Here is a 20,737-nt window from a genome sequence, read left to right as displayed (position 1 = left end):
GCGCCTCGGCCTGACCTGGGCCTCGGCGTGACCCGCCTCGGCCCGAGCTACTGGTGCGGGTGGGGAGCGGGGTACGGCCCCGACGGATACGGGGTCCCGGGGCCGTTCCCGGGCCCGTGCGCCGCGGGGTATCCGTACCCGTACTGGTAGCCCGGCCCGTATCCGTACGACGGCTGCCCCGGCGGACTTCCGTACACCGGCGGGCTCCCGTACACCGGCGCGGTCGGGTGTCCGAAGCCGCTGGTGTGGCCCTGGCCGTGGGCCGGACCCTGGCCGTACCCGTACACCCCGTACAACGGCCAGGGCGGCGCGGTCACCCGTACCGGCGGGGCCGTCATCCGGGCCGCGTGGTCCAGCGCGGGCCGGGCGACGTCCTTGCGCCTCCACAGTTCGTTGAGCAACTCCCGCTCGCGGACCAGGAAGTCGGCGCCGGCCCGGCCTCGCCTGCCGCGGTGCCGCAGGAACGCGAGGGACGTCGCGTACGCCTCGTACCGCGCCACCTCCCGCGCCGCCGGCTTGCCGAGGTGACGGCCGGCGTACTCCCGGGCCAGCCGCCGGGCCCGCATCGATCCGAGCGCGAACGGCTCGGCCGGGGTGAGCCAGCCGGCGGCCGTGTAGGCGGGCAGTTCCTCCCGTACGGTGCGCAGCTCGCGTTGCCGCGTCCACACCACCAGCCAGGTCAGCAGCCCGAACGCGGGCACCATGAACGCCGCGTACACCGCGAAGAACCCGAACTCGCCGAACGACGAGGAGCCGTTCCACAGGGCGTGCATGCCCATCGCGAGGAGCAGTCCGCACAGCGGGACCAGCACGCGCCGCAGGTGCTGGCGATCGCCGGAGAGCGCGGCGACGCCGAAGCCGATGCCGGTCAGGACGGTGAACAGGGGGTGCGCGAACGGCGACATGATGACGCGTACGAAGAAGGTCGCGGCGGTGACGGAGGCGATGCCGGTGTCGCCGGTCAGCTGGTCGGTGCCGAAGGCGGTGCCGAGGTAGAGGATGTTCTCGGTGAAGGCGAAGCCGGTGGCGGTGACCCCCGCTATGACCACCCCGTCGACGATCCCGGTGAAGTCCCGCCTGCGGAAGAGGAACACCAGCAGGACGGCGGCGGCCTTCGCGGACTCCTCGACGATCGGCGCTATGACGGTCGCCCCGAGGGTGTCCGCGCTGGACGGGTCGGCGGTCGCGGTGGCTATCCATCGGGTCGCGAAACTGTTGGCGATGATGGCTATCAGCGCCGCCGCGCACGCGCCCCAGGCGAAGGCGAAGACCAGGTTCCGCCAGGGTCCGGGCTCCACCCGGTCCAGCCACCGGAAGGCGGCGACCAGCAGCGGCACGGGCAGCACGGCGAGCCCGAGTCCGACCAGGAATCCCTCGGTACCGGTCTGTTCGCGCACGAGCGCGAGGATGACCAGCCCGGACAGCGTGAGCAGGGTGATCAGCGCCCCGTACCGCACCCACCTGTGCTGCCACCAGTGAGCATGCCGGAGCACACCGTCCTCGGGTGCGCCGCCGGGATACGGCGGACAAGGCGGAAACGGAGGACTGATGGCCACGGCATCGACCCTAACGAGGGAGGGGACTGTGGTGGAGGGGGAGGTCGGCCGGTGATCCCTCGACCGATCCCTTGGCCGATCCCTTGATCGGCCTTTGACCGGTCAGCGATCCCCGGGCTGGACGGGATCCTGTACGCGACGGAAGAGCAGATCGTTCACGACGTGACCCTTGTCCAGACCCTGTCCCTCGAAACGGGTCAGCGGCCGGAACTCGGGCCGGGGCGCGAACCCGCCGTCGGCCCGGGTGTTCTCGAAGCGGGGGTGCGCGGTCAGCACCTCGAGCATCTGCTCGGCGTACGGCTCCCAGTCCGTGGCGCAGTGCACGGTCGCACCCGGTTTCAGTCGCGTCGCGGCCAGGTCGAGGAACTCGGGCTGGATGAGGCGCCGCTTGTGGTGGCGCTTCTTCGGCCAGGGGTCGGGGAAGTAGACGCGCAGCCCGTCGAGCGAGTCCGGCGGCAGCATCTCGCGCAGCAGGATGATCGCGTCACCGTTGGCCACCCGGACGTTGGTCAGCCCGGTGCGGTCCGCGAGGTTGAGCAGGTTTCCCTGGCCGGGCGTGTGCACGTCCACCGCGAGGATGCCGGTGTCCGGGTCGGCGGCCGCCATCTGCGCGGTCGCCTCGCCCATGCCGAAGCCGATCTCCAGTACGACGGGACGGTCGTCGCCGAACAGCTCGGCGAGGTCGACGAAGTGCCCGTCGATGTCGAGTCCCCACTTGGCCCACAGCCGCTGCAACGCGTCCGCCTGCCCGGCCGTCACCCGGCTGCGCCGGGGCTGGAAACTCCGGATCCGCCGCTCGAAGTGCGACCCGGCGGGATCGGCCTTGGGCCCGTCGGGGAACCGGGGCTCCCCCTTGGCCCGGGTGTGCCGAACGGACTCGCCCGGGTGGTGCTCGCCACCGGGAAAGGGCTGGGGGACTTCGGGGGTGCTCACGGAATCAGACACAGTGGGGTCGATTTTACGGGTCCGCTCCAGGTGCCGGCCGCGCCCGTGCGCCCGGCGCCCGACCGCTCACGCGTCGGCCAGTGCTCCCAGGGCCCGGCGGGCCACCTCTCGTCCGATCGGGAGCGAGGCGGTGGCCGCCGGTGAGGGCGCGTTCAGCACATGGACCGCCCGTGGCCCCTCCCGGATCAGGAAGTCGTCCACCAGAGTGCCGTCCCGCAGTACCGCCTGCGCCCGCACTCCGGCCGCCGCCCGCACCAGGTCCCCCTCCTCCACGGCCGGCAGCAGCCGGCGCACCGCGTCCACGAACGCACCCTTCGACACCGACCGCCGCAGCTCCCCGACCCCGTACCGCCAGTGCCGGCGGCCCATCCGCCACACCCCGGGCCAGGCCGCCGTCGCCATCGCCTCGCGGGGCCGTACGACGCCCCAGCCGTATCCCTCCCGGGCCAGCGCCGGCACGGCATTGGGGCCGACGTGCACGCCCCCGTCGATCCCCCTGGTCAGATGGACGCCGAGGAACGGGAACGCCGGATCGGGCACCGGGTACACCAGCCCGCGCACCAGCTCCGGCCGCGCCAGTTCGTAGTACTCGCCACGGAACGGCACGATCCGCACCTCGGGCTCGTCCCCCGTCAGCCGGGCGACCTCGTCGGAGTACAGCCCGGCGCAGTTCACCAGCACCCGCCCCCGTACGACGTCCCCGCGCGCGGTGAGCACCGCCACCCCGCGCTCCGGCCGCCGGTCGATCCGCTCGACCCGCGCGCCGTACCGGATGTCCGCCCCGGAGGCCCGGCCCAGCTGCCGGGCGACGGCCGTGTAGTCGCAGATCCCCGTCGTCCGCACGCGTATCGCGGCGAGCCCCCGGACCTCGGGCTCGTACTCCGCGATCTGGGCGCCGCCCAGTTCCCGTACCGCGATCCCGTTCTCCCGGCCGCGCTGCACCAGCGCGTGCAGCCGGGGCAGCTCCGCCCGGTCCGTGGCGACGATCAGTTTGCCGGTGACGGAGTGCGCGATGCCGTACTCCGCGCAGAACTTCGTCATCTCCGCCGCGCCCCGCACCGCGTACCGCGCCTTCAGCGATCCCGGCCGGTAGTAGATCCCGCTGTGGACGACCCCGCTGTTGCGCCCCGTCTGGTGCCGGGCGACCCCCGGCTCCTTCTCCAGCACCGTCACCCGCGTACCCGGCGCGGCGCGCGTGATGGCGTACGCGGTGGACAGCCCGACGATGCCCCCGCCGACCACGAGCACATCACAGTCGTAAGCGATCTTCGGCACGTGCACCACCTCCCGGCTTCGATAGTGCACTGCGCCACTGACAGTGCCTTCAAACCCGGGAGGGGCGTCATGCCGATCCCGCGCCCGCCGCGCCGCCCTAGGCCGGAGTCATCAGCAGGGGCCGGGCCCGCTCACGCAATTCCACCACCCGGGGTTCGTCGCCGTAGGGCTCCAGCCGATGCAGGAGATCCTTGACGTACTCCGTGGTGCGGGCCGAGGAGATCCGCCCGGCCACCTCCACGGCCCGCACGCCCTGCGCGCAGGCGGCGTCGAGGTTCCCCGACTCCAGTTCGGCGACCGCCGAGACGACGAGCCGCAGCCCGTGCGACCGGACGAACTCCTCCGTCGGCTGCGACAGCGCCTGCTCGGTGAACCTCCGCACCTGACGCGGCGCCTTCAGGTCGCGGTAGCACTCGGCGGCGTCGGCGGCGAAACGGTCGTAGGAGTAGAAGCCGAGCCAGGACGGGTCGTGGTCGCCGTCACGGGACCGCTCCAGCCAGCCCTCGGCGGCCTTCAGCGCCGCTCCGGCGGCCTGTGCGTCCCCCGCGCGGGCGTGCGCACGTGCCTCGACGAGCCGGAAGAAGCTCATCGTGCGGGACGTGGCAAGCCCCCGGTTGCGCTCCAGGGCCGCCTGCGCGAGGTCGACGCCCTCGTCGCCGAAGCCGCGGTAGGTGGCCTGGAGGGACATGGAGGCCAGGACATAGCCCCCCAGAGGCACGTCGGCCGCCGCGCGGGCCAGCCGCAGGGCCTGGATGTAGTAGCGCTGCGCGGCCTCCTGCTGACCGGTGTCGAAGGCCATCCACCCCGCCAGCCGGGTCAGTTCGGCGCTCGCCCCGAACAGGGCCCGGCCGACCTCGTCGGAGTACGCCCCGAGCAGCAGCGGCGCCGCCTCCACCCGCAGGCACTCCGGCACCATGGACGAACGCCAGTCGCCGCCTCCGTACTTGGAGTCCCAGCGTCTGGCGTCCTCGGCTGCCTCCCGCAGCTTCTGCACATCGCTGTGGCCGACTTTGAGCGGTGCGCCGGACTCCTCCACGAGGTGTACATCACGCGCCACCGAACTGTCGGCCGGGGTTATCAGCCACCGTGAGGCGGGCGTCGCGTAGGCGCTTACTGCGAACGATCCGGCCAGCGACTGCCAGATGCCCCCGGAACCGGCCCGGCGGCCGGCCAGGTCGAGGCGATAGAGCTCCGTGGCCGACCGAACGGCCTGGTTGACGTCCCTGGGGAAGGCGAGGCCCACCTCGGGCGCGGGATCCGCGTCGGCCAGGCCGATCTCGTGGAGCGGCACCGGGCGGCCGAGCTTCTGGCCGATGGCGGCCGCGATGAGGTGGGGCGCGGCGCCCTGCGGCACCATGCCCTTCGACACCCAGCGCGCCACGGACGTCTTGTCGTAGCGAAGAGTCAACCCGCGTTGAGCGCCAAGATCGTTGACGCGTCGCGCGAGTCCTGCGTTGCTGATTCCCGCGAGGGCGAGAACGGCGCCGAGTTTTTCGTTCGGCCCGCGTTGCTCCCTGGACATTGCGCCACCCCTCGACACAGACGGCTGCCGCGCTGGCATAACCATGCGGCATTCGTAAACCCAGCGTAGTTCGCCGCATCCCAAGCGTTAAGGGGCATTCTTCCGGTTGGCGGGATTGTGGTCCGTACGAAAGTCCGGGCGCAGGTACGGACCGTCGCCACGTGCTCCCGCTGTGTGGCCGTGCGCCCGGCCGTGCGCTCTTCTCCGGCCACCGCGGGAGCGGTTCCATGGGCCGTGCGTGGGTCGGCCCGCTGTACTGGATCCAGTGGGCTGGGGGACACCGCCGCCTACATCCCCGCGGGCGGCGGAACGGTCCGGGAGGCGGCGTCCGCCTCCCGGACCGGCGCGAGCCTTGTACGGCACGCGCGTGTGTACGGAGCGTGTGCGAAGCCTGCGCGGGACGTTCTCGACACGCGTCGCATCACGGGGATTTGGCCGAAAATCGACCCTCTGTTCTGTGGGGGACAACGCCTCCCACCATGGAAATCGAGGGCGCGCAGGGCGTCTTGGGGGAGCGTACCGGGGGCGCATTCACGTCGCAGACGCCGGGGTGCGCAGGTACTCCTCCAGAGCCGCCGACGCGTTGACGCGGGCGCAGTCCCCGGATCGCGACCGGCGCCGCCTCCGTCTACGGCGCGTTCTTCGTGGCAGCATGGTGAACCGTTCGTGCGGTGCACTCGGTTGTCCACAGCCTGTGGAGGCGTCCATGCGGTGGTTGGTGGGATGGAGCAGCACCTCCGCGGGCGCGCTGGGCGGATCCGTGGGCCACGAGGGCCGTCACGACGACGACGCGACGTACGGAGGGCGGGTCGGCCACGACGGCGAGACCCTGCAACCGGTCGGCTCCCAACTCCTGTGGGGGGACCCCGATCCGCTGTGGGCCGTCGGCGACTGGCGCCCCGACGAGGTGCGGGTGGTGAAGGCCGACGCCCAGACCCGGGTCGCGGTCCTCGGCACCTGCGGCGCGACCGACGAACAGCTGCGCGTCGGACTGTTCGCCGCGCGCGGAGGGGCACTTCGGCATCTGACGGCCTGGTCGGGCAGCTACACGGCGATCGTCCAGGTCGGCCGGCGCATCACCGTCTGCGGCGATCTGGCGGGCGCGCGCCCGGTGTTCCACACTCCCTGGGCCGGTGGCACGGCGTACGCGACGGCCGCGCTGCCGCTGGCCGACCTCATCGAGGCCAACCTCGACTTCGGTCACCTGGCGGCGCTCCTGGCCGCCCCCGACGTGCCGGCCGCCCTGCACGACTCCACCCCCTACGACGGCGTGCACCGCATTCCGCCGGGGCACGCGCTGATCCTTCGCACCGGGGCGCGCGAGATCGCCGGGTACGAGCCGGTGGCCTCGCTCGCCGTGGCGGCGCCCCCCGCCGACCCGGACAGCGCGGTCGGCGCCGTACGCGACGCGCTCATCGAGGCGGTGCGCGCGCGTCTGGCCGCGCCCCGGCACGTCCCCGACATCGACCCCGGCCCGGTGCCCGGCATGGGGCCCGCGGAACGACGTGCCGCGCGCGGGATGCCCGTTCCGGGCATCGGCGCCGACCTCTCCGGCGGTCCGGCCTCCGGCACGCTGGCGCTCCTCGCGGCGGGTCTGCCCGGCATGCCGGGCACGCTGCTGGGGCACGGCACGGGCGCGGGGGAGCGGCTGCTGGCCGTCACCTTCAACGACCTGGCCGTCGGCGGACGCGAGGCCGAGCTGGAACGGGCCGGCGCCCTCGCGGCCAACCCGCGTCTGCACCACGTCGTGGTGGCCGGCGGCGAGGAGGCCCTGCCGTACGCCGACCTGGACGGCCCGCTGACCGACGAACCCGGCCAGAGCCTGGTCACGGCCGCCCGCCACCGGGCGCGCCTCGCGGCGGGCAGCGCGGACCACTTCACGGGCTACGGCGCCCGGCAGGTGCTGGACGCCCACCCGGCCCGCCTCGCGGACCTGTTGATGGACCGCAAACGCCGTCACCTGGTGCGTCCGGTGGCCGCGTTGACGAAGGCCGACGGTTCGGTGCTCGTCCCCGCGCGCGTGTACGGCGCGGCCCGCCGACTGGCCCGTACGCCGTACCGCGCGGGACTGGAGGGTCTGGCCGAACGCCTCCTGCACCGCAGCTTCGGCTCCGACGACCCCTCAGGCGCCGTCGGGGCGTCCCTGGCCGCACTCACCTGGGGCGGAGCGGGCCCGGCCGCGCGCTGGCTGACGGGCGAGGCGCTGGCTGAAGTATCGGTTCGCCTCCAAGGGGCCGCACACCGCACCGGCGTGGGCCCCGGCCAGCGTCCGGGCGACTACCGGGCCCGCGCCGCCCTCGCCCGACACGCCATGGACCTGCGCGTCCTGGAACAGGCCGCGGAGATCCGCTCCCAGCGACTGCACGCGCCGTTCCTCGACAACCAGGTCGTCCGCGCGTGCCGCGCGCTCCCCGAGACCCTGCGCGTGCAACCGGGGGCGCGTGCCGCGATCCTGCGCACCGTCCTGAAGGGCGCCGGCGTCACCGACCTCCCGTCCGGCTGGGGCGCCCCCTCCCAGGCGTCCGCCACCGCGGCGGCCCGGGCGGGCCTGCGCATGGCCATGGACCCCCTCCTCACCCTCTTCGAAGCCCCTCTCCTCGCGGAGGCGGGCCTGATCGAGGCCAGAGTGGTCCGCAAGGCCCTCCGGGCCGCCGCGGCGGGCGAACCCCTCCCCCTGGACGGCCTGGCCGACCTGATCTCCCTCGAACTCTGGCTCCGCCGCCTGCTGTCCCGCAGGGGCACCTGCTGGACGGGCACGCCGGCACGCGCGCGTGCGGTACCGGCTGGCATCGCTCCCCAGAGACGGGCGGTCTCCTCCGGGGGGTGAGAAACGCACCGCCCGCAAACCCCGTGCCCCACGCCTCGCCCCCGGTGACAATGAGCGGGTGCGGTACAGAATTCTGGGCGTCACCCAGACAGCGGACGACCAGGGCACCGCCCTATCCGTCCCGGGCCCCCGGCTCCGCGCCCTCCTCGCGGCCCTGGCGCTCCGCCCGGGCCGGCTCACCGCCCCGGAGACCCTCATCGACGAGGTGTGGGCCGAGGACCCGCCCCAGGACGCCCCGGCCGCCCTCCAGGCCCTGATCGGCCGTCTCCGCCGTGCCGTCGGCAAGGACACCGTCACCTCCGCCCCGGGCGGGTACCGCCTCGCCGCGACCGAGGACGACGTCGACCTCTTCGTCTTCGAACGACTCGTACGCCAGGGCGACGAAGCGCTGCGTCGGGGTGACGCGCCCGCCGCCGCCCGCACCCTGGACGACGCTCTCGCCCTGTGGCGCGGCCCCGCCCTGGCCGATCTCCCCGACCGCACCGCGGCCGCCCGCCCCGAGGCCCTCCGGCTGGAGGCCACCCGCGCCCGCGCCGAGGCGGACCTCCTCCTCGGCCGCGCCCGCGAAGCCGTACCGCGCCTGACGGAACTGGTCGCGGCGCACCCGTACGACGAGCCGCTGCACGCCCTCCTCATCCGCGCCCTGCGCGACACCGGCCGCGAAGCCGCCGCCCTCGCCGCGTACGAGACCGCCCGCCGCACCCTCGCCGACGGCCTCGGCGCCGACCCGGGGCCGCGGTTGCGCGCCCTGCACGCCGAGCTCCTCGACCGCCCGGAACCGACCCACGGCACCCCGTCGGCGCCCGGCACCGAACCGGATGCCCCGACGCCCCGCACGTCGCTCCAACTCCCCGAGCGCACCGGCAACATCCGTCCGCGGCTTACCTCTTTCGTGGGCCGGGAACCCGAGCTCGACGCCATCCGTTCCGCATTGCACAGGGCCCGTCTCGTCACGCTCACCGGACCGGGCGGCTCCGGGAAGACCCGTCTCGCCGAGGAAGCCGCCGCCGGGCTCCCGCAGGCGTGGCTGGCCGAGCTGGCGCCGCTCGACCGGCCGGAGGCGGTGCCGGGCGCGGTGGTCAGTGCCCTCGGTCTGCGCGAGACCGTCCTGCTGAGCACCGAGCTGGCGGCCCTTCAGGACGACCCCGTCGCCCTGCTCGTCGAGTACTGCGCCCCGCGCAGCCAACTCCTGATCCTTGACAACTGCGAACATGTCATCGGCGCGGCCGCCGCCCTCGCCGAGACCCTCCTCACCCGCTGCCCCGGGCTCACCATCCTCGCCACCAGCCGTGAACCCCTGGGCGTCCCCGGCGAGTCGGTCCGCCCGGTCGAGCCCCTCCTCCCCGACCAGGCGCACCGCCTCTTCACCGAGCGCGCGACCGCCGCCCGCCCCGACGCGCCGGCCGCCCTGCGGGACGAAGAGGCGATCGCCGAGATCTGCCGGCGACTGGACGGACTGCCGCTCGCCATCGAACTGGCCGCCGCCCGGCTCCGGCTGCTCACCCCGCGCCAGATCGCCGACCGCCTCGACGACCGCTTCCGCCTCCTCACCTCGGGCAGCCGCACGGTCCTGCCCCGCCAGCAGACCCTGCGCGCCGTCGTCGACTGGTCGTGGGACCTGCTCGACGAACCGGAGCGCACCCTGCTGCGCGAGCTGTCCGTGTTCGCGGGCGGCTGGGACCTGGAGGCGGCGGAAGCCGTGTGCACCGGCCCGGTCGCGGACCTCGTCGGCGCGCTCGTCGACAAGTCCCTCGTCGTGGCGGCGCCGTTCGAGCCGGGCGGCGGGGGCGCCATGCGCTACCGCATGCTGGAGACGATCCACGAGTACGCCGACGAACGCGCCGCCGAGCTCCCCCCGTGCCGCGCGGCGGCCCGACGGCGCCACCGCGCGTGGGTGCGCGCACTCGTCGAGCGGGCCGACCCGCTGCTGCGCTCCGCCGGGCAACTCCCCTGGATCGCCCGCCTGGAGACCGAACGGGACAACATCCGCGTGGCCCTCCAGCGCGCGCACACGGCGGGCGACGAGGAGGAGGCCACCGCCCTCTGCATCGCCACGGGCTGGTTCTGGTGGCTGCGCAACTACCGTCGCGAGGGCGCCGAGTGGTGCGACCGGACCCTGCGCCTGGGCGCCGTCCTGGACACCCTCCGAGAACCCGCGCCCGAGCCGCCGTTCACCGTCGCCGACCTCACCGCCCGGATGGCCGCCCTCGACCCCGTCGACGTCCTGCTCGGCACACCGGCCGCCACGGAGAACGCCCACCCCCGGCACGTGCAGCGGATGAATCTGCGGATGCTGAACGTGTTCCTGTTGTCGGAGTCCGATCCGAAGGACCTCGCGACGGACCCGCGCTACCAGGAGTACCTGGTCCGCCTGCGCGCCGACTACGAGCCGGGCGGTCCCCGGGCGGCCCGGATGCCCGGCCTGCTCTGGCCGCTGACGGCCTTCCAGATGCGCGACATCGTGGACGTCCGGGGGGTCCTCGACCGGATGGTCGACAACTGCCGGGTCCACGGCGGCGACTGGGAACTCGGCTGCGCCCTGATGTTCCGCACCCACATGGTCGTCGACTCACCCGGCGGACTGCTCGGCGTCGACGACGACCTGGCGGAGCTGCGGATGCTCAGCCTGCGCGTCGGTGACCGCTGGATGCGGGCCCAGGTGTGCGGCGCGGCCGGCGAGGCGGAGTTGGCGCGCGGCCGTTTCCCGCAGGCGGAGCGCGAGTACCGCGAGGCGCTGCGCCTCGCCTACGAGGTCGGGGCGTACGCCGAGTCGCCGTTCCTCATCGCCCGGCTCGCGGAGATCGCCTACCGCTCGGGCGACGTCGAGAACGCCCTGGCCGCGCTGGACGAGGCGAACAGCGCCGCCGACCGCTACGGCGTGCCCGACGTCCGGGCGTTCGTCCTCCTGCTGCGCTCCCACATCGCGCTGATCGAGGGGGAGGTGGCACACGCGCGGGTGCTGTGCGACGAGGTCCGCGTGGCGGCCGGAGCGGGCACCCCGCCGCCCCAGTTCGTGGCGGCGCTGAACATGCTCGACGCGGACCTCACCGCCGCCGAGTCCGGCCCGGCGCACGGCCTGCCGATGCTCGCCGACACGCTGCGCCAGGCGATGGCCGACCAGTGCGCCGAGGCGGTCACCTCGTCGATCCTGGACGGCGCGGCGGACCTGCTGACCCGGCTCGGGGACCACCCGCGCGCGACCCGTCTTCTCGCGGCCGCCGACACCCTGCGCGGCCCCCACCCGCGTCCCGCCCCGCAGCACGCCCGGGCCGAGCTGGCCGAGGCCGCCGCCCGCGACGCCCTGGGCGCCGAGCGGCACGCGGCCGAGCGGCTCCTGGGCGCGCCGCTGACGGTGGCCGATGCCCTGCGCGAGCTCACCGACAGCGTGCGCGACCACCCGGTTGGACCGCCGGCCGTGACCGCGCGGGCGCCTACGAGCAGGTGAAGCCGGACTCCGCCCAGTCCGCGAGCGCCACGGAGTCGAGGCCGCTGTGCGGCTCGACCACCAGACGGACGGTGGTGCGGCCGACGAGATCCACATGGACGGGCACGGCCGGGTCGCCGCCCTCGATCACCCCGGACACCCAGACCCGGCGCCCGTCGGCGTAGACGGCGAAGGAGACCGCGCCGAGCTTCATCGTCAGGTCGTCGACGCCGACGAGCGCGTCGTAGGAGGTGCAGGCCCGGTTGAGGTCGACGGTGACGGAGGAGTGGCCGTGCACGGTCACCCCGCGCTCGTACCGCCGGTCCGCGATGGACAGGCCGTACCGCTGCCACACCCAGCTGCTGCCGCCCAGCCGGATCTCGGGGCCGGTTCCGTCGCCGCCGACGTCGAAGGACACCTCGCTCAGCGGATAGACGGCCGGGGCGGGCGGAGGCGTGGGCGTGGGCGTGGGAGTGGGTGTGGGCGTGGGGGGCGGGGTCGGCGTCGGGACAGGGGTGGGCGTCGGGCTGGGCGTGGGGGTCGATCTGGGCGCCGGCGTGGGCGTCGACCCGGCGGCGCGGGACGGTGTCGGGGCGCCGGCCTGGACGATCGCCGGAGGCCGCGGCTCGCGCTCCTTCGTCGGCGTCGGCGCGGGTGTCGGCTCCTCGGGCCGCGCGACCGGCGCCGGCGCGGACGCCGGGGGCCGGGCCTCGGGCTGCTTCGCGGGACCGCCGTGGCCGACGAGCGCGAGCGCCACCGCGACGGCCGCCACCGCGACCACTCCGGCCGCGATCCCGGCCTTCACGGGGGCGCCCAGCCCCTCCGAGGCCAACGCTCCGCCACCGGCGCCCGCTCCGCCCGAGGACCCGCCTGCCCCGGCCGCCGCGCCCGCGACGCCCGCCGCCCCCGCTCCGGCACCGCCGGCGATGAGCGCCACCGCCTTGGCGTACCCGGCGGCGCCGAACCAGCCGATGACCGCGACCGGCACGACGGCGGGGATGCTGCTGGCGACCTCTTCGATCTGGAGAGCGGCCAGCCGGCACCTGGCGCACTCGTCCAGGTGCTTGCGCAGCCCCCGTTCGGCGCGGGTGCGCAGCCTGCGGCGGGCGTAGGTGCCGAGCTGGTCGGCGTAGCCCGCGCACTCCTCGTCGCTGGTGAGGGTGGAGCTGACATGGGCCTGGAGATAGGCCTGCTTGAGGCCCTCACGGGCGCGGCTGGCGAGCACGCGGGTGCCGTTGGCGTCGAGGCCGAACAGCATGGCGACCTCGCTCGGCGACTCGTCCTCGACCTCCGTGTGCCACAGCACCGCCTGCCACCGCTCGGGCAGCGAGCGGAAGGCCTGCATGGCCATGGACTGCTCGGCCTCGTGCATCGCGCGCACATCGGCGCCCAGTTCCAGGCCCGCCCCGAAGGAGCCGCCGGACACGGCGTCGTCGGCGACTTCGGAGGAACGGGCGGACTGCGTGGCGAACACCGCGAAGTCGTCCACGAGTTGCTCCCGCTTCGCCGACTGGATCCAGCCGGCGGCCACCCGCCGGACGCAGGTGAGGAGGTAGGCGCGGACGGCGTACTCGGGTCCGGAACCGCCGCGCACCGCCTGCAGCATGCGGGCGAAGACCTCGGCGGTGAGATCGTCGGCGGTGTGCGCGTCCCGGCAGCAGGTGCGGGCGTAGCGGCGCACGGCGTCGGCGTGACGCCGGTACAGCTCCTCGTACGCCGTGTCGTCGCCCGAGCGCATCCGGCCGAGCAGGTCGGTGTCGGCCGGCGGCAGGTCCCGCGGCGGCGGCAGGACGACCTCGGTTCGCCGCTCGCGCTGCGCCGGAACGCTGCCCTCGGAGGGGCCGTCGAGCGGACGTACCGGCGGACGGGGCACCGGATCGCGCGGGCGACCGCCCGTCGGACCGCCGAAGAACCCGCTCGCGCGTCCGCCCTGGCTCGGCACCTGCGGTGCGGTCGGGCCGTCGGCCTCCGTGTCACCGTCACCGGATGGACCGAGCGACTCGTCCCCCCCGTCAACACTCATCGCGGAATGCCCCCGCCGCCGGCCCAACCAGTCCTGACCACCGGGTCAGAGTGCCATATTGGCTTTTGGTCAGGACCCCGTGGAAACAGCCGTCCACTCGTCCGTGCGGACCTGACGCAATCCAGTACTAGTTCTCACCCGTACAGGGAAGGTTCAACTGTCGTGCTGCGGGCAGCAGTTGAGCACCCTGTCCGGAATGTCGCGAACGTCGGGCATGGTGGGTGGGGTGAGGGTCACGCGGTACCCCCACCCCACCATCACCCTTTCGAGCCACCCGCCCGGAAGCCGCTGACGCTGCCGGCCCCGCCCCTCACGAAGAGGGGCGTGACCGCAGGCCCTCCAGCAGGATGTCCAGCAGCCGCGCCGAAGCCGCCGCCTGTTGAGCCGGATCCGGCAGCGAGGGCGCCGCCGTCGCGATGACCAGCAGCACGTCCGACACCGACACGTCGGTGCGCAGTTCGCCCGCTTCCCGCGCCCGCTCCACCAGCAGCCCCACGACCTCGAGCAGCGCCGCCGCCCCGGCGTCGTCGACGGCGGCCGTCGTGCCGTCGCCCGCGACGAGCCGCAGTTCGCCGCCGCCCGACTGGGTCCGCTGCTGCGGCACCCGCGCCTCGTCGGCCGGCACGCCCTCGCCGTCGTCCTCCGCGACGCCGACCCGCAGCACCTGCGGCGGCAGCAGCCGCCCGGCGCCGGACGCCACGGACGTCCGCAGGAAGCGCGACAGCGCCGACCACGGCTCGTCCTCCTGGCCGAGCGCCGCCCGCGCCTGATCGGTCAGCCGGGACGTCTCCTCCTCGGCTATCCGCCGCACCAGGACGTCCTTGCTCGGGAAGCGCCGGTACACCGTGCCGACCCCGACCCGCGCGCGCCGCGCCACGTCCTCCATCGGCGCGCCGTAACCCAGCTCGCCGAAGACTTCGCGCGCCGCCCGCAGTACGTGCTCCAGATTGCGCTGTGCGTCCACGCGCAGAGGCGCTGTCCGAGCGCCCTCTCCGCGTCCGTTGCCCATCGCCGCACCGACCGCGCCGCCGTGTGGCAGGGCGGACGTGGACGACCAATGCGAGTTGTGAATGTGCATGAATGATCCCCCGGTAATGACGTCTCCCCCCGGAGACTCTCCCCGCCATCGAAAGTCGGGGGCGTGGAACACAGGGGACGGCCTCCCCGGGCCCACCCGTCGCAGACCCGCAGAGCACTTCCCCCTGACACCCCGTCGACACACGAACATAGTTGAGAGGGAGTCAATTCAGAAGGGGCAGGTTCCGCACGGAGCGCCCCCCGATCGGAGTACGGGCCGCATACGTCCCGATTGCACCCCTTCCCGCACCCCGGCGCACCACCTCTGACCTGCGCTCATGCCCCGCACTCCGGTGTTTCGGCCAACCCTGCGCACACCCGACTCGCGGTCACACAAATTGTCGGGGCTGTGGACAAACTCCGGCGTCCGGTGCGTCATGGGACGGTGAAGGAACGTGCGCGCATTCTCGTTGTCGGCGGCGGCTACGTCGGGATGTACACGGCCCTGCGGCTCCAGCAGAAGCTGAAACAGGAACTCGGCCGGGGCGAGGCCGAGATCACGGTGGTCACACCCGACCCGTACATGACCTACCAGCCCTTCCTCCCCGAGGCCGCCGCGGGCTCCATCTCCCCCCGGCACGTCGTCGTGCCCCTGCGCCGTGTCCTGCCGCACTGCCGGGTCGTGGTCGGCGAGGTCACCGCCGTCGACCACGCCAAGCGCAGCGCCACCCTCACCACCCTCGCCACCGACGAAGAGGGCACCGGCCCACAGCAGCTGACGTACGACGAACTCGTCCTCGCGCCCGGTTCCGTCTCCCGCACTCTGCCCATCCCCGGCCTGGCCGACCACGCCATCGGCTTCAAGACCGTCGAGGAGGCCATCGGGCTGCGCAACCACGTCATCGAACAGATGGACATCGCCTCCTCCACCCGCGACCCCGCGATCCGCGACGCCGCCCTCACCTTCGTCTTCGTCGGCGGCGGCTACGCGGGCGTGGAGGCGCTCGGCGAGCTGGAGGACATGGCCCGCTACACCACGCGCTACTACCACAACATCAAGCCCGAGGACATGAAGTGGATCCTGGTCGAGGCCTCCGACCGGATCCTGCCGGAGGTCGGCGCCGACATGGGCCGCTACACCGTCAGTGAGCTGCGCCGCCGCAACATCGACGTACGCCTCGACACCCGCCTGGAGTCCTGCGCCGACCGCGTCGCCGTCCTCAGCGACGGCGCCCGCTTCCCGACCCGTACGGTCGTGTGGACCGCCGGCGTGAAACCCCACCCGCTCCTCGCCGCCACCGACCTCCCGCTGAACGCGCGAGGTCGGCTGAAATGCACCCCCGAGCTGACCATCGACGGCGTCACGCACGCGTGGGCGGCCGGAGACGCCGCCGCCGTCCCCGACGTGACGGCCGACGAGTCCGGCAGGGAGACCGCCCCGAACGCCCAGCACGCCGTCCGCCAGGCCAAGGTCATCGGCGACAACATCGTGCGCTCCCTGCGCGGCGAACCCCTCCAGCCGTACTCCCACAAGTACGTCGGATCGGTCGCCTCGCTCGGCCTCCACAAGGGCGTCGCCCACGTCTACGGGCGCAAGCTCAAGGGCTACCCGGCCTGGTTCATGCACCGCGCGTACCACCTCAGCCGCGTGCCCACCTTCAACCGCAAAGCACGCGTGCTCGCCGAATGGACCCTCTCCGGGCTCTTCAAACGGGAGATCGTTTCCCTGGGATCCCTCGAACATCCCCGCGCGGAGTTCGAACTCGCTGCCGGTGGAAAGCCTTCTGACGAGTCTTCCGGCGACCCGAAGGGGTCGTCCTGACCGGATCCAGGAACTCCACCGACCGCCCCCACGTCTGACGAATGTCGGCCCGGACGGCGGCCACACTGCCAGACTGCTCCCTGCTCCAGTCCCTCCCGAGCCCTTCCCGGCGGGCCACCACCCGCCCCCCGACCCACGAGGCCGTTCCACGTGCTCCACACCCCGGGTGCTGTAACAATGTGCGGCCACCGCCGCGCGGCCACCGCAGCCCAGGCCGGGCCCGGAGCCGGGCCGCCGACGACTACACGAGGCAAGGATTCGTGAACTTCACGCGCTGGAGCGCCCGGCTCCCCGGAACGCAGCGCCGCGCCGCCGCGCGAGCCGAGCACCCGGTCACCACCACGGACCGGCGGAGCGAAGGCTCCGTACCCGCGGCCCGCGCCGAACGACTCACCGACGAGCCGCCCCCGGTGCCCGCCGTCGACGAACTCCCGGTCCGTGAGGTCATCGACCGCGTCCCGGCCCTCGTCGCCCTCGTCCACGGACCCGACCACCGCCTCGCCTACGTCAACGACGCCTACGCGGCGGCCTTCGGCGTACGCCCCTGCGGCGAACCGGCCGCCGAGGCGCTCCCCGAGCTCCGCGACCTCGGCCTCATGCCCCTCCTCGACCAGGCCCTGCGCAGCGGCAAGCCCCGCACCCTGAAGTCCCGCAAGGCCCCGGACGGCCGCTCCTACACGTTCACCTGCACCCCGGCCGCCGAGGACAACGGCAAGGGCACCGTCCTGATCTTCGCCACCGACGTCACCGACCACGCCGAGGCCGCCGAACGCCTCAGAACCAGTGAACGCCGTCAGCGCGAGACCGCCGTCACCCTCCAGCGCTCCCTCCTCCCCCAGGAGCTCGAGGAGCCCGACGACCTGCGCATCGCCGCCACCTACCAGCCCGGCGGCACCGAGGCCGCGGTCGGCGGCGACTGGTACGACGTCATCACCCTCGGCGGCGGCCGCACCGCCCTCGTCATCGGCGACGTCATGGGCCGAGGCGTCCGCGCGGCAGCCGTCATGGGCCAGCTCCGCACGGCGGTCCGCGCGTACGCCCGCCTCGACCTGCCCCCGCACGAGATCCTCCAGCTCCTCGACGGCCTCGCCGCGGAGATCGACGCCAACCAGATCGCCACCTGCGTGTACGCCATCCACGACCCCAACGAGGGCCGACTGGTGTACGCCTCCGCAGGCCACCTGCCCATCCTGGTCCGCGACGAGAGCGGCACCGTCCTGCGCGCCGACGAACCCACCGGCCCGCCCCTGGGCACCGGCGGCTGGATGCACGCCTCCGGCTCGATCCCGCTCGGCCCCGGCTCGACGGCCGTCCTCTACACGGACGGCCTGGTCGAGCGCAGGGACGAAGACCTCGACGAAGGCATCGCCTCCCTGGAACGCGCCCTGTCCGGCGCCACCGGCACCCCGCAGGTCGTCTGCGACCGCCTCGTCCGCTCGGCCGGCGTCACCGCCGACCACGACGACGACGTCGCCGTCCTGGTCCTCCAGCACCCGGCCCGCACCGGCCCCGACGGCGAGCTGTTCCGCAACGCGGCCCTGGAGCTCCTCGGCGGCGTCGAGGCGGCCCCACGCGCGCGTGCCTTCGCCTCCGGTGTCCTGACCAGCTGGCGCTTCCCGCCCGACCTGCACGACCTCGGCGTCCTCGCCGCCAGCGAACTCGTCGCCAACTCCCTCCAGCACGGCACCCCGCCCATGCGGCTGCGACTGCGCCGCACCGACCGCCGCCTGATCATCGAGGTCACCGACGGCGACGACCACCTCCCGCGCCGCCGCCGCGCCGAACCGGGCGACGAGTCCGGCCGAGGCATCGCCATCGTCGCCACGATCGCCTCCCACTGGGGCAGCCGCCGCACCCCGGGCGGCGGAAAAGCGGTGTGGTGCGAGTTCGTCCTGCCGAAGCCGCAGGAGTGACGCGAAAGGCGGCCGCCGCCCTCTCGGACGACGACCGCCTCCCCCACCCGCCTCACGCCTCGGCGGCCACCGGTTCCGCCACCGCGCCACCACGCGCGACCACCCGCTTCCGCACCAGCCACGGCTGATCCTGGACGGCGGTCAGCTGCCGCCCCAGCCGCAGCGCCAGATAGGTGATCCCCAGCGAGAACAGCAGGAACGTCACGATGTACGGCGCGTGCAGAGAGGCCCCCATCGGCCCGCCCACCGCCGGCCCGACGGCCAGCGCGAGCTGCTTCACCAGGGCGAACGCCGAGTTGTACTGCCCCGCCAGGCCGGCCGGCGCCAGATCGGCCACCAGCGGCGCGACCGTCGGCGACAGCATCGCCTCACCCAGCCCGAACAGCGCGTACGTCGACACGAACGCGGCCGTCGCCATCTCCCGACTGCCGTGGCCCAGCCCGGCGTACCCGGCGACGACCCACGCGACGGCCCAGATCAGCCCCACGGCCGCGATCACCCGAGACCGCTTCTGCCGCTCGACGAACTTCAGCACGGCGAACTGCGCGACCACGATCATCGCGGTGTTGGCGGCGAGCGCGGTCCCGAGCGCGGACGTCGAGATCCCGGCGGCCTCCACCCCGTACGCGCTCAGCCCCGACTCGAACTGTCCGTAGCAGGCGAAGAACAACACGAAGCCCAGCACGCACAGCTGCACCATGGCCCGATTGCCGAGCAACCGCTTCCAGCTGCCCCCGGCGGACTGCGGGGCGTCCCCGACCCGCGGAGCGTGCGGCAGCCGCACGGTCGACATCACCACGGCCAGCAGCAGGAACATCGCCGCCTCGATGGCGAACAGCAGCGTGAACGAGGACACGCGCGAGGTGTCGACGAGATGCCCGCCGATCAGCCCACCCACCCCGAGCCCGAGGTTTTGAAGGAAGAACTGCGTCGCGAACGCACGCGACCGGGTCTCCGCCGTCGAGCAGTCCACGATCATCGTCGCCAGCGCCGGCTGCATCACGGCCTGCCCGGCGCCGAGCGCGGCCGCGGCACCCAGTACGGCGGTGGCATTACCGGCGAGCCCCAGGCTCAGCGCCCCCAGCGCGGCCGTGACCAGGGCGGCGAGCAGGACCGGCAGTGGACCGCGCCGCACGATCGCCCTGCCGGCGAACGGCAGCACGATCAGCGCGGCCACGGCGAAGACGGCGAGGACGAGCCCCGCCGTCATGGCACCCAGTCCCCGCACCTGCGCCACATAGACGTACAGGTAAGGGACCGTGAAGCCGAGCCCGAACGCGCTGAGTGCGTTGCCCACGTGGATCCGGCGCATCGCTGCGCCCCTCGCCCTGGTCACGTTCACCTCAATCAGGTAGTCGTCCTCGGTACCGCGTCCGGGCAGCGCCAGTACTACTTCCGCCGCCTCAGTACTTAGCACCGAAGACTTCGAAGCTAAAGTTAGAAGCTAAACTGTACACCTCGAAGAACTTCAACGCGAACGAGCCCCGTGCGATACTTGGGCCCATGGGCGACACCCCCGGCACGGTCGGCACCGGCAACGGCGGCGAGCCGACCCTCGAAGAGCAGATCGCGGCCTATCAGCGCGAATTCCAGGACCTCGACCCCCAGGTGGAGAAGATCGTCTCGGCGCTCTCCCGCCTCAACCGCCGGATGAACGTGGCGTACGGCCGCCAGACCGCGGACCTCGGCATCAGCAACGCCGAGTGGGAGGTCCTCAAGGCGCTGGTCCTCTCCGGGGCCCCTTATCGCCTGGGCCCCAGCGATCTGGCCAAGCGCCTCGGCCTGACGCCGGCCGCGATGACCCACCGGATCGACCGCATGGTCGCCGAGGGACTGGTGACCCGGGAGCGGGACGAGTCCAACCGCGTGCGCGTGATCGTCGAGCTGTTGCCGGAGGGTCGCGAAAAGTGGCTGGACGCGATGCGCATGGCGACGGTCTTCGAGGAGGATCTCCTCCAGGACCTCTCCGCGGACGAGCGGACGGTCCTGGGTGAGGTCCTGACCCGGCTCCTGCGCCGGGTGGAGCACGCCCAGCCGGACGCCGGCGGCCGGCTCAGCGACCTCGACTGAACGGCCCCCGCCGGCCGCACTAAAAGATCTTGACAGGGGTGGTTGACATCCCCATCCAGGATCCGTAGAGTTCTTCGGGTTGCCGGGGAGGCGTAACGGTTCTCCGACAGCACCTCCGCCGCAGTAGCGGCACTACAAACCATCAGCACGATCTCCCAACGGGGCGAATTCGGCGTGCCCGAATTCAATTCGATTTGGAGTCGGCAGCCCGATTAGGAGCTGCCGAGCGGATCCGCTAAGGTTTGAGACGTCGGAACGGCCCAACAGCCGGGAAGACAAGCCCCCTCTGACTGGGAATCAGGCCCGAAAGGATCTGATAGAGTCGGAACCGCCGGAAAGGGAA

General features: G+C 73.3%; 12 protein-coding genes. 5 read left to right on the top strand and 7 right to left on the bottom strand.

Going from position 1 to position 20,737, the window contains the following annotated elements:
- Positions 1-47 precede the first annotated feature (47 nt).
- The 4 genes from ACIRPU_RS16425 to ACIRPU_RS16410 form a co-directional block, all read right to left on the bottom strand.
- Positions 48-1,556, bottom strand: a complete 1,509-nt coding sequence (locus ACIRPU_RS16425) for a PrsW family glutamic-type intramembrane protease (protein WP_403867257.1) — start codon at positions 1,554-1,556, stop codon at positions 48-50.
- 102 nt (positions 1,557-1,658) lie between these two features.
- Positions 1,659-2,501, bottom strand: coding sequence for a tRNA (guanosine(46)-N7)-methyltransferase TrmB (trmB, locus tag ACIRPU_RS16420; protein WP_403867254.1), 843 nt, complete (start codon positions 2,499-2,501; stop codon positions 1,659-1,661).
- Between the two features lie 66 nt (positions 2,502-2,567).
- Complete coding sequence (lhgO, locus tag ACIRPU_RS16415) at positions 2,568-3,785, bottom strand: L-2-hydroxyglutarate oxidase (protein WP_403867952.1); 1,218 nt, start codon at positions 3,783-3,785, stop codon at positions 2,568-2,570.
- 88 nt (positions 3,786-3,873) lie between these two features.
- Entirely contained in the window at positions 3,874-5,298 is a 1,425-nt protein-coding gene (locus ACIRPU_RS16410) for an MFS transporter (RefSeq protein WP_355703539.1), read from the bottom strand.
- A gap of 706 nt (positions 5,299-6,004) precedes the next feature.
- Between ACIRPU_RS16410 and ACIRPU_RS16405 the strand changes: the two genes are divergently transcribed.
- Entirely contained in the window at positions 6,005-8,125 is a 2,121-nt protein-coding gene (locus tag ACIRPU_RS16405; protein ID WP_403867251.1) for an asparagine synthase-related protein, read from the top strand.
- Positions 8,126-8,183: 58 nt separating this feature from the next.
- The gene (locus tag ACIRPU_RS16400) at positions 8,184-11,570 is read left to right on the top strand and encodes a BTAD domain-containing putative transcriptional regulator (RefSeq protein ID WP_403867248.1); all 3,387 of its coding nucleotides are present in this window, start codon (positions 8,184-8,186) and stop codon (positions 11,568-11,570) included.
- Here ACIRPU_RS16400 and ACIRPU_RS16395 read toward each other — a convergent pair.
- A complete protein-coding gene (locus tag ACIRPU_RS16395) occupies positions 11,557-13,572 on the bottom strand; it encodes a sigma-70 family RNA polymerase sigma factor (protein WP_403867245.1) in 2,016 nt (671 codons plus the stop codon). The genes ACIRPU_RS16400 and ACIRPU_RS16395 overlap by 14 nt on opposite strands.
- Before the next feature lie 310 nt (positions 13,573-13,882).
- On the bottom strand, positions 13,883-14,650 hold the full coding sequence (locus ACIRPU_RS16390; RefSeq protein WP_355703535.1) for a helix-turn-helix domain-containing protein: 768 nt from the start codon (positions 14,648-14,650) through the stop codon (positions 13,883-13,885).
- Positions 14,651-15,034: 384 nt separating this feature from the next.
- Between ACIRPU_RS16390 and ACIRPU_RS16385 the strand changes: the two genes are divergently transcribed.
- Complete coding sequence (locus ACIRPU_RS16385; protein ID WP_403867242.1) at positions 15,035-16,411, top strand: NAD(P)/FAD-dependent oxidoreductase; 1,377 nt, start codon at positions 15,035-15,037, stop codon at positions 16,409-16,411.
- A gap of 260 nt (positions 16,412-16,671) precedes the next feature.
- The gene (locus ACIRPU_RS16380; RefSeq protein ID WP_384122827.1) at positions 16,672-18,324 is read left to right on the top strand and encodes a SpoIIE family protein phosphatase; all 1,653 of its coding nucleotides are present in this window, start codon (positions 16,672-16,674) and stop codon (positions 18,322-18,324) included.
- Between the two features lie 52 nt (positions 18,325-18,376).
- Here ACIRPU_RS16380 and ACIRPU_RS16375 read toward each other — a convergent pair whose 3' ends face one another.
- Positions 18,377-19,636, bottom strand: a complete 1,260-nt coding sequence (locus ACIRPU_RS16375; protein WP_403867238.1) for an MFS transporter — start codon at positions 19,634-19,636, stop codon at positions 18,377-18,379.
- Positions 19,637-19,827: 191 nt separating this feature from the next.
- On the opposite strand from ACIRPU_RS16375, the gene ACIRPU_RS16370 reads away from it, so the two are divergent.
- Positions 19,828-20,394 carry a MarR family transcriptional regulator gene (locus ACIRPU_RS16370; protein ID WP_355703532.1) on the top strand — a complete coding sequence of 189 codons (567 nt, stop codon included), beginning with the start codon at positions 19,828-19,830 and terminating at the stop codon, positions 20,392-20,394.
- Positions 20,395-20,737: the final 343 nt, after the last annotated feature.

Origin of the sequence: Streptomyces sp. NPDC102259 (assembly GCF_044766465.1) — a bacterium.
In the GTDB taxonomy this organism is placed as follows: Bacteria; Actinomycetota; Actinomycetes; order Streptomycetales; family Streptomycetaceae; genus Streptomyces.
This window is presented reverse-complemented; position numbering and strand designations above follow the sequence as displayed.

Bases quoted from the DNA above. Each gene is read 5' to 3' on its own strand.
- ACIRPU_RS16410 (WP_355703539.1), bottom strand. From the start codon at position 5,298: ATGTCCAGGGAGCAACGCGGGCCGAACGAAAAACTCGGCGCCGTTCTC.
- ACIRPU_RS16405 (WP_403867251.1), top strand. From the start codon at position 6,005: ATGCGGTGGTTGGTGGGATGGAGCAGCACCTCCGCGGGCGCGCTGGGC.
- ACIRPU_RS16395 (WP_403867245.1), bottom strand. From the start codon at position 13,572: ATGAGTGTTGACGGGGGGGACGAGTCGCTCGGTCCATCCGGTGACGGT.
- ACIRPU_RS16390 (WP_355703535.1), bottom strand. From the start codon at position 14,650: ATGCACATTCACAACTCGCATTGGTCGTCCACGTCCGCCCTGCCACAC.
- ACIRPU_RS16375 (WP_403867238.1), bottom strand. From the start codon at position 19,636: ATGCGCCGGATCCACGTGGGCAACGCACTCAGCGCGTTCGGGCTCGGC.
- ACIRPU_RS16370 (WP_355703532.1), top strand. From the start codon at position 19,828: ATGGGCGACACCCCCGGCACGGTCGGCACCGGCAACGGCGGCGAGCCG.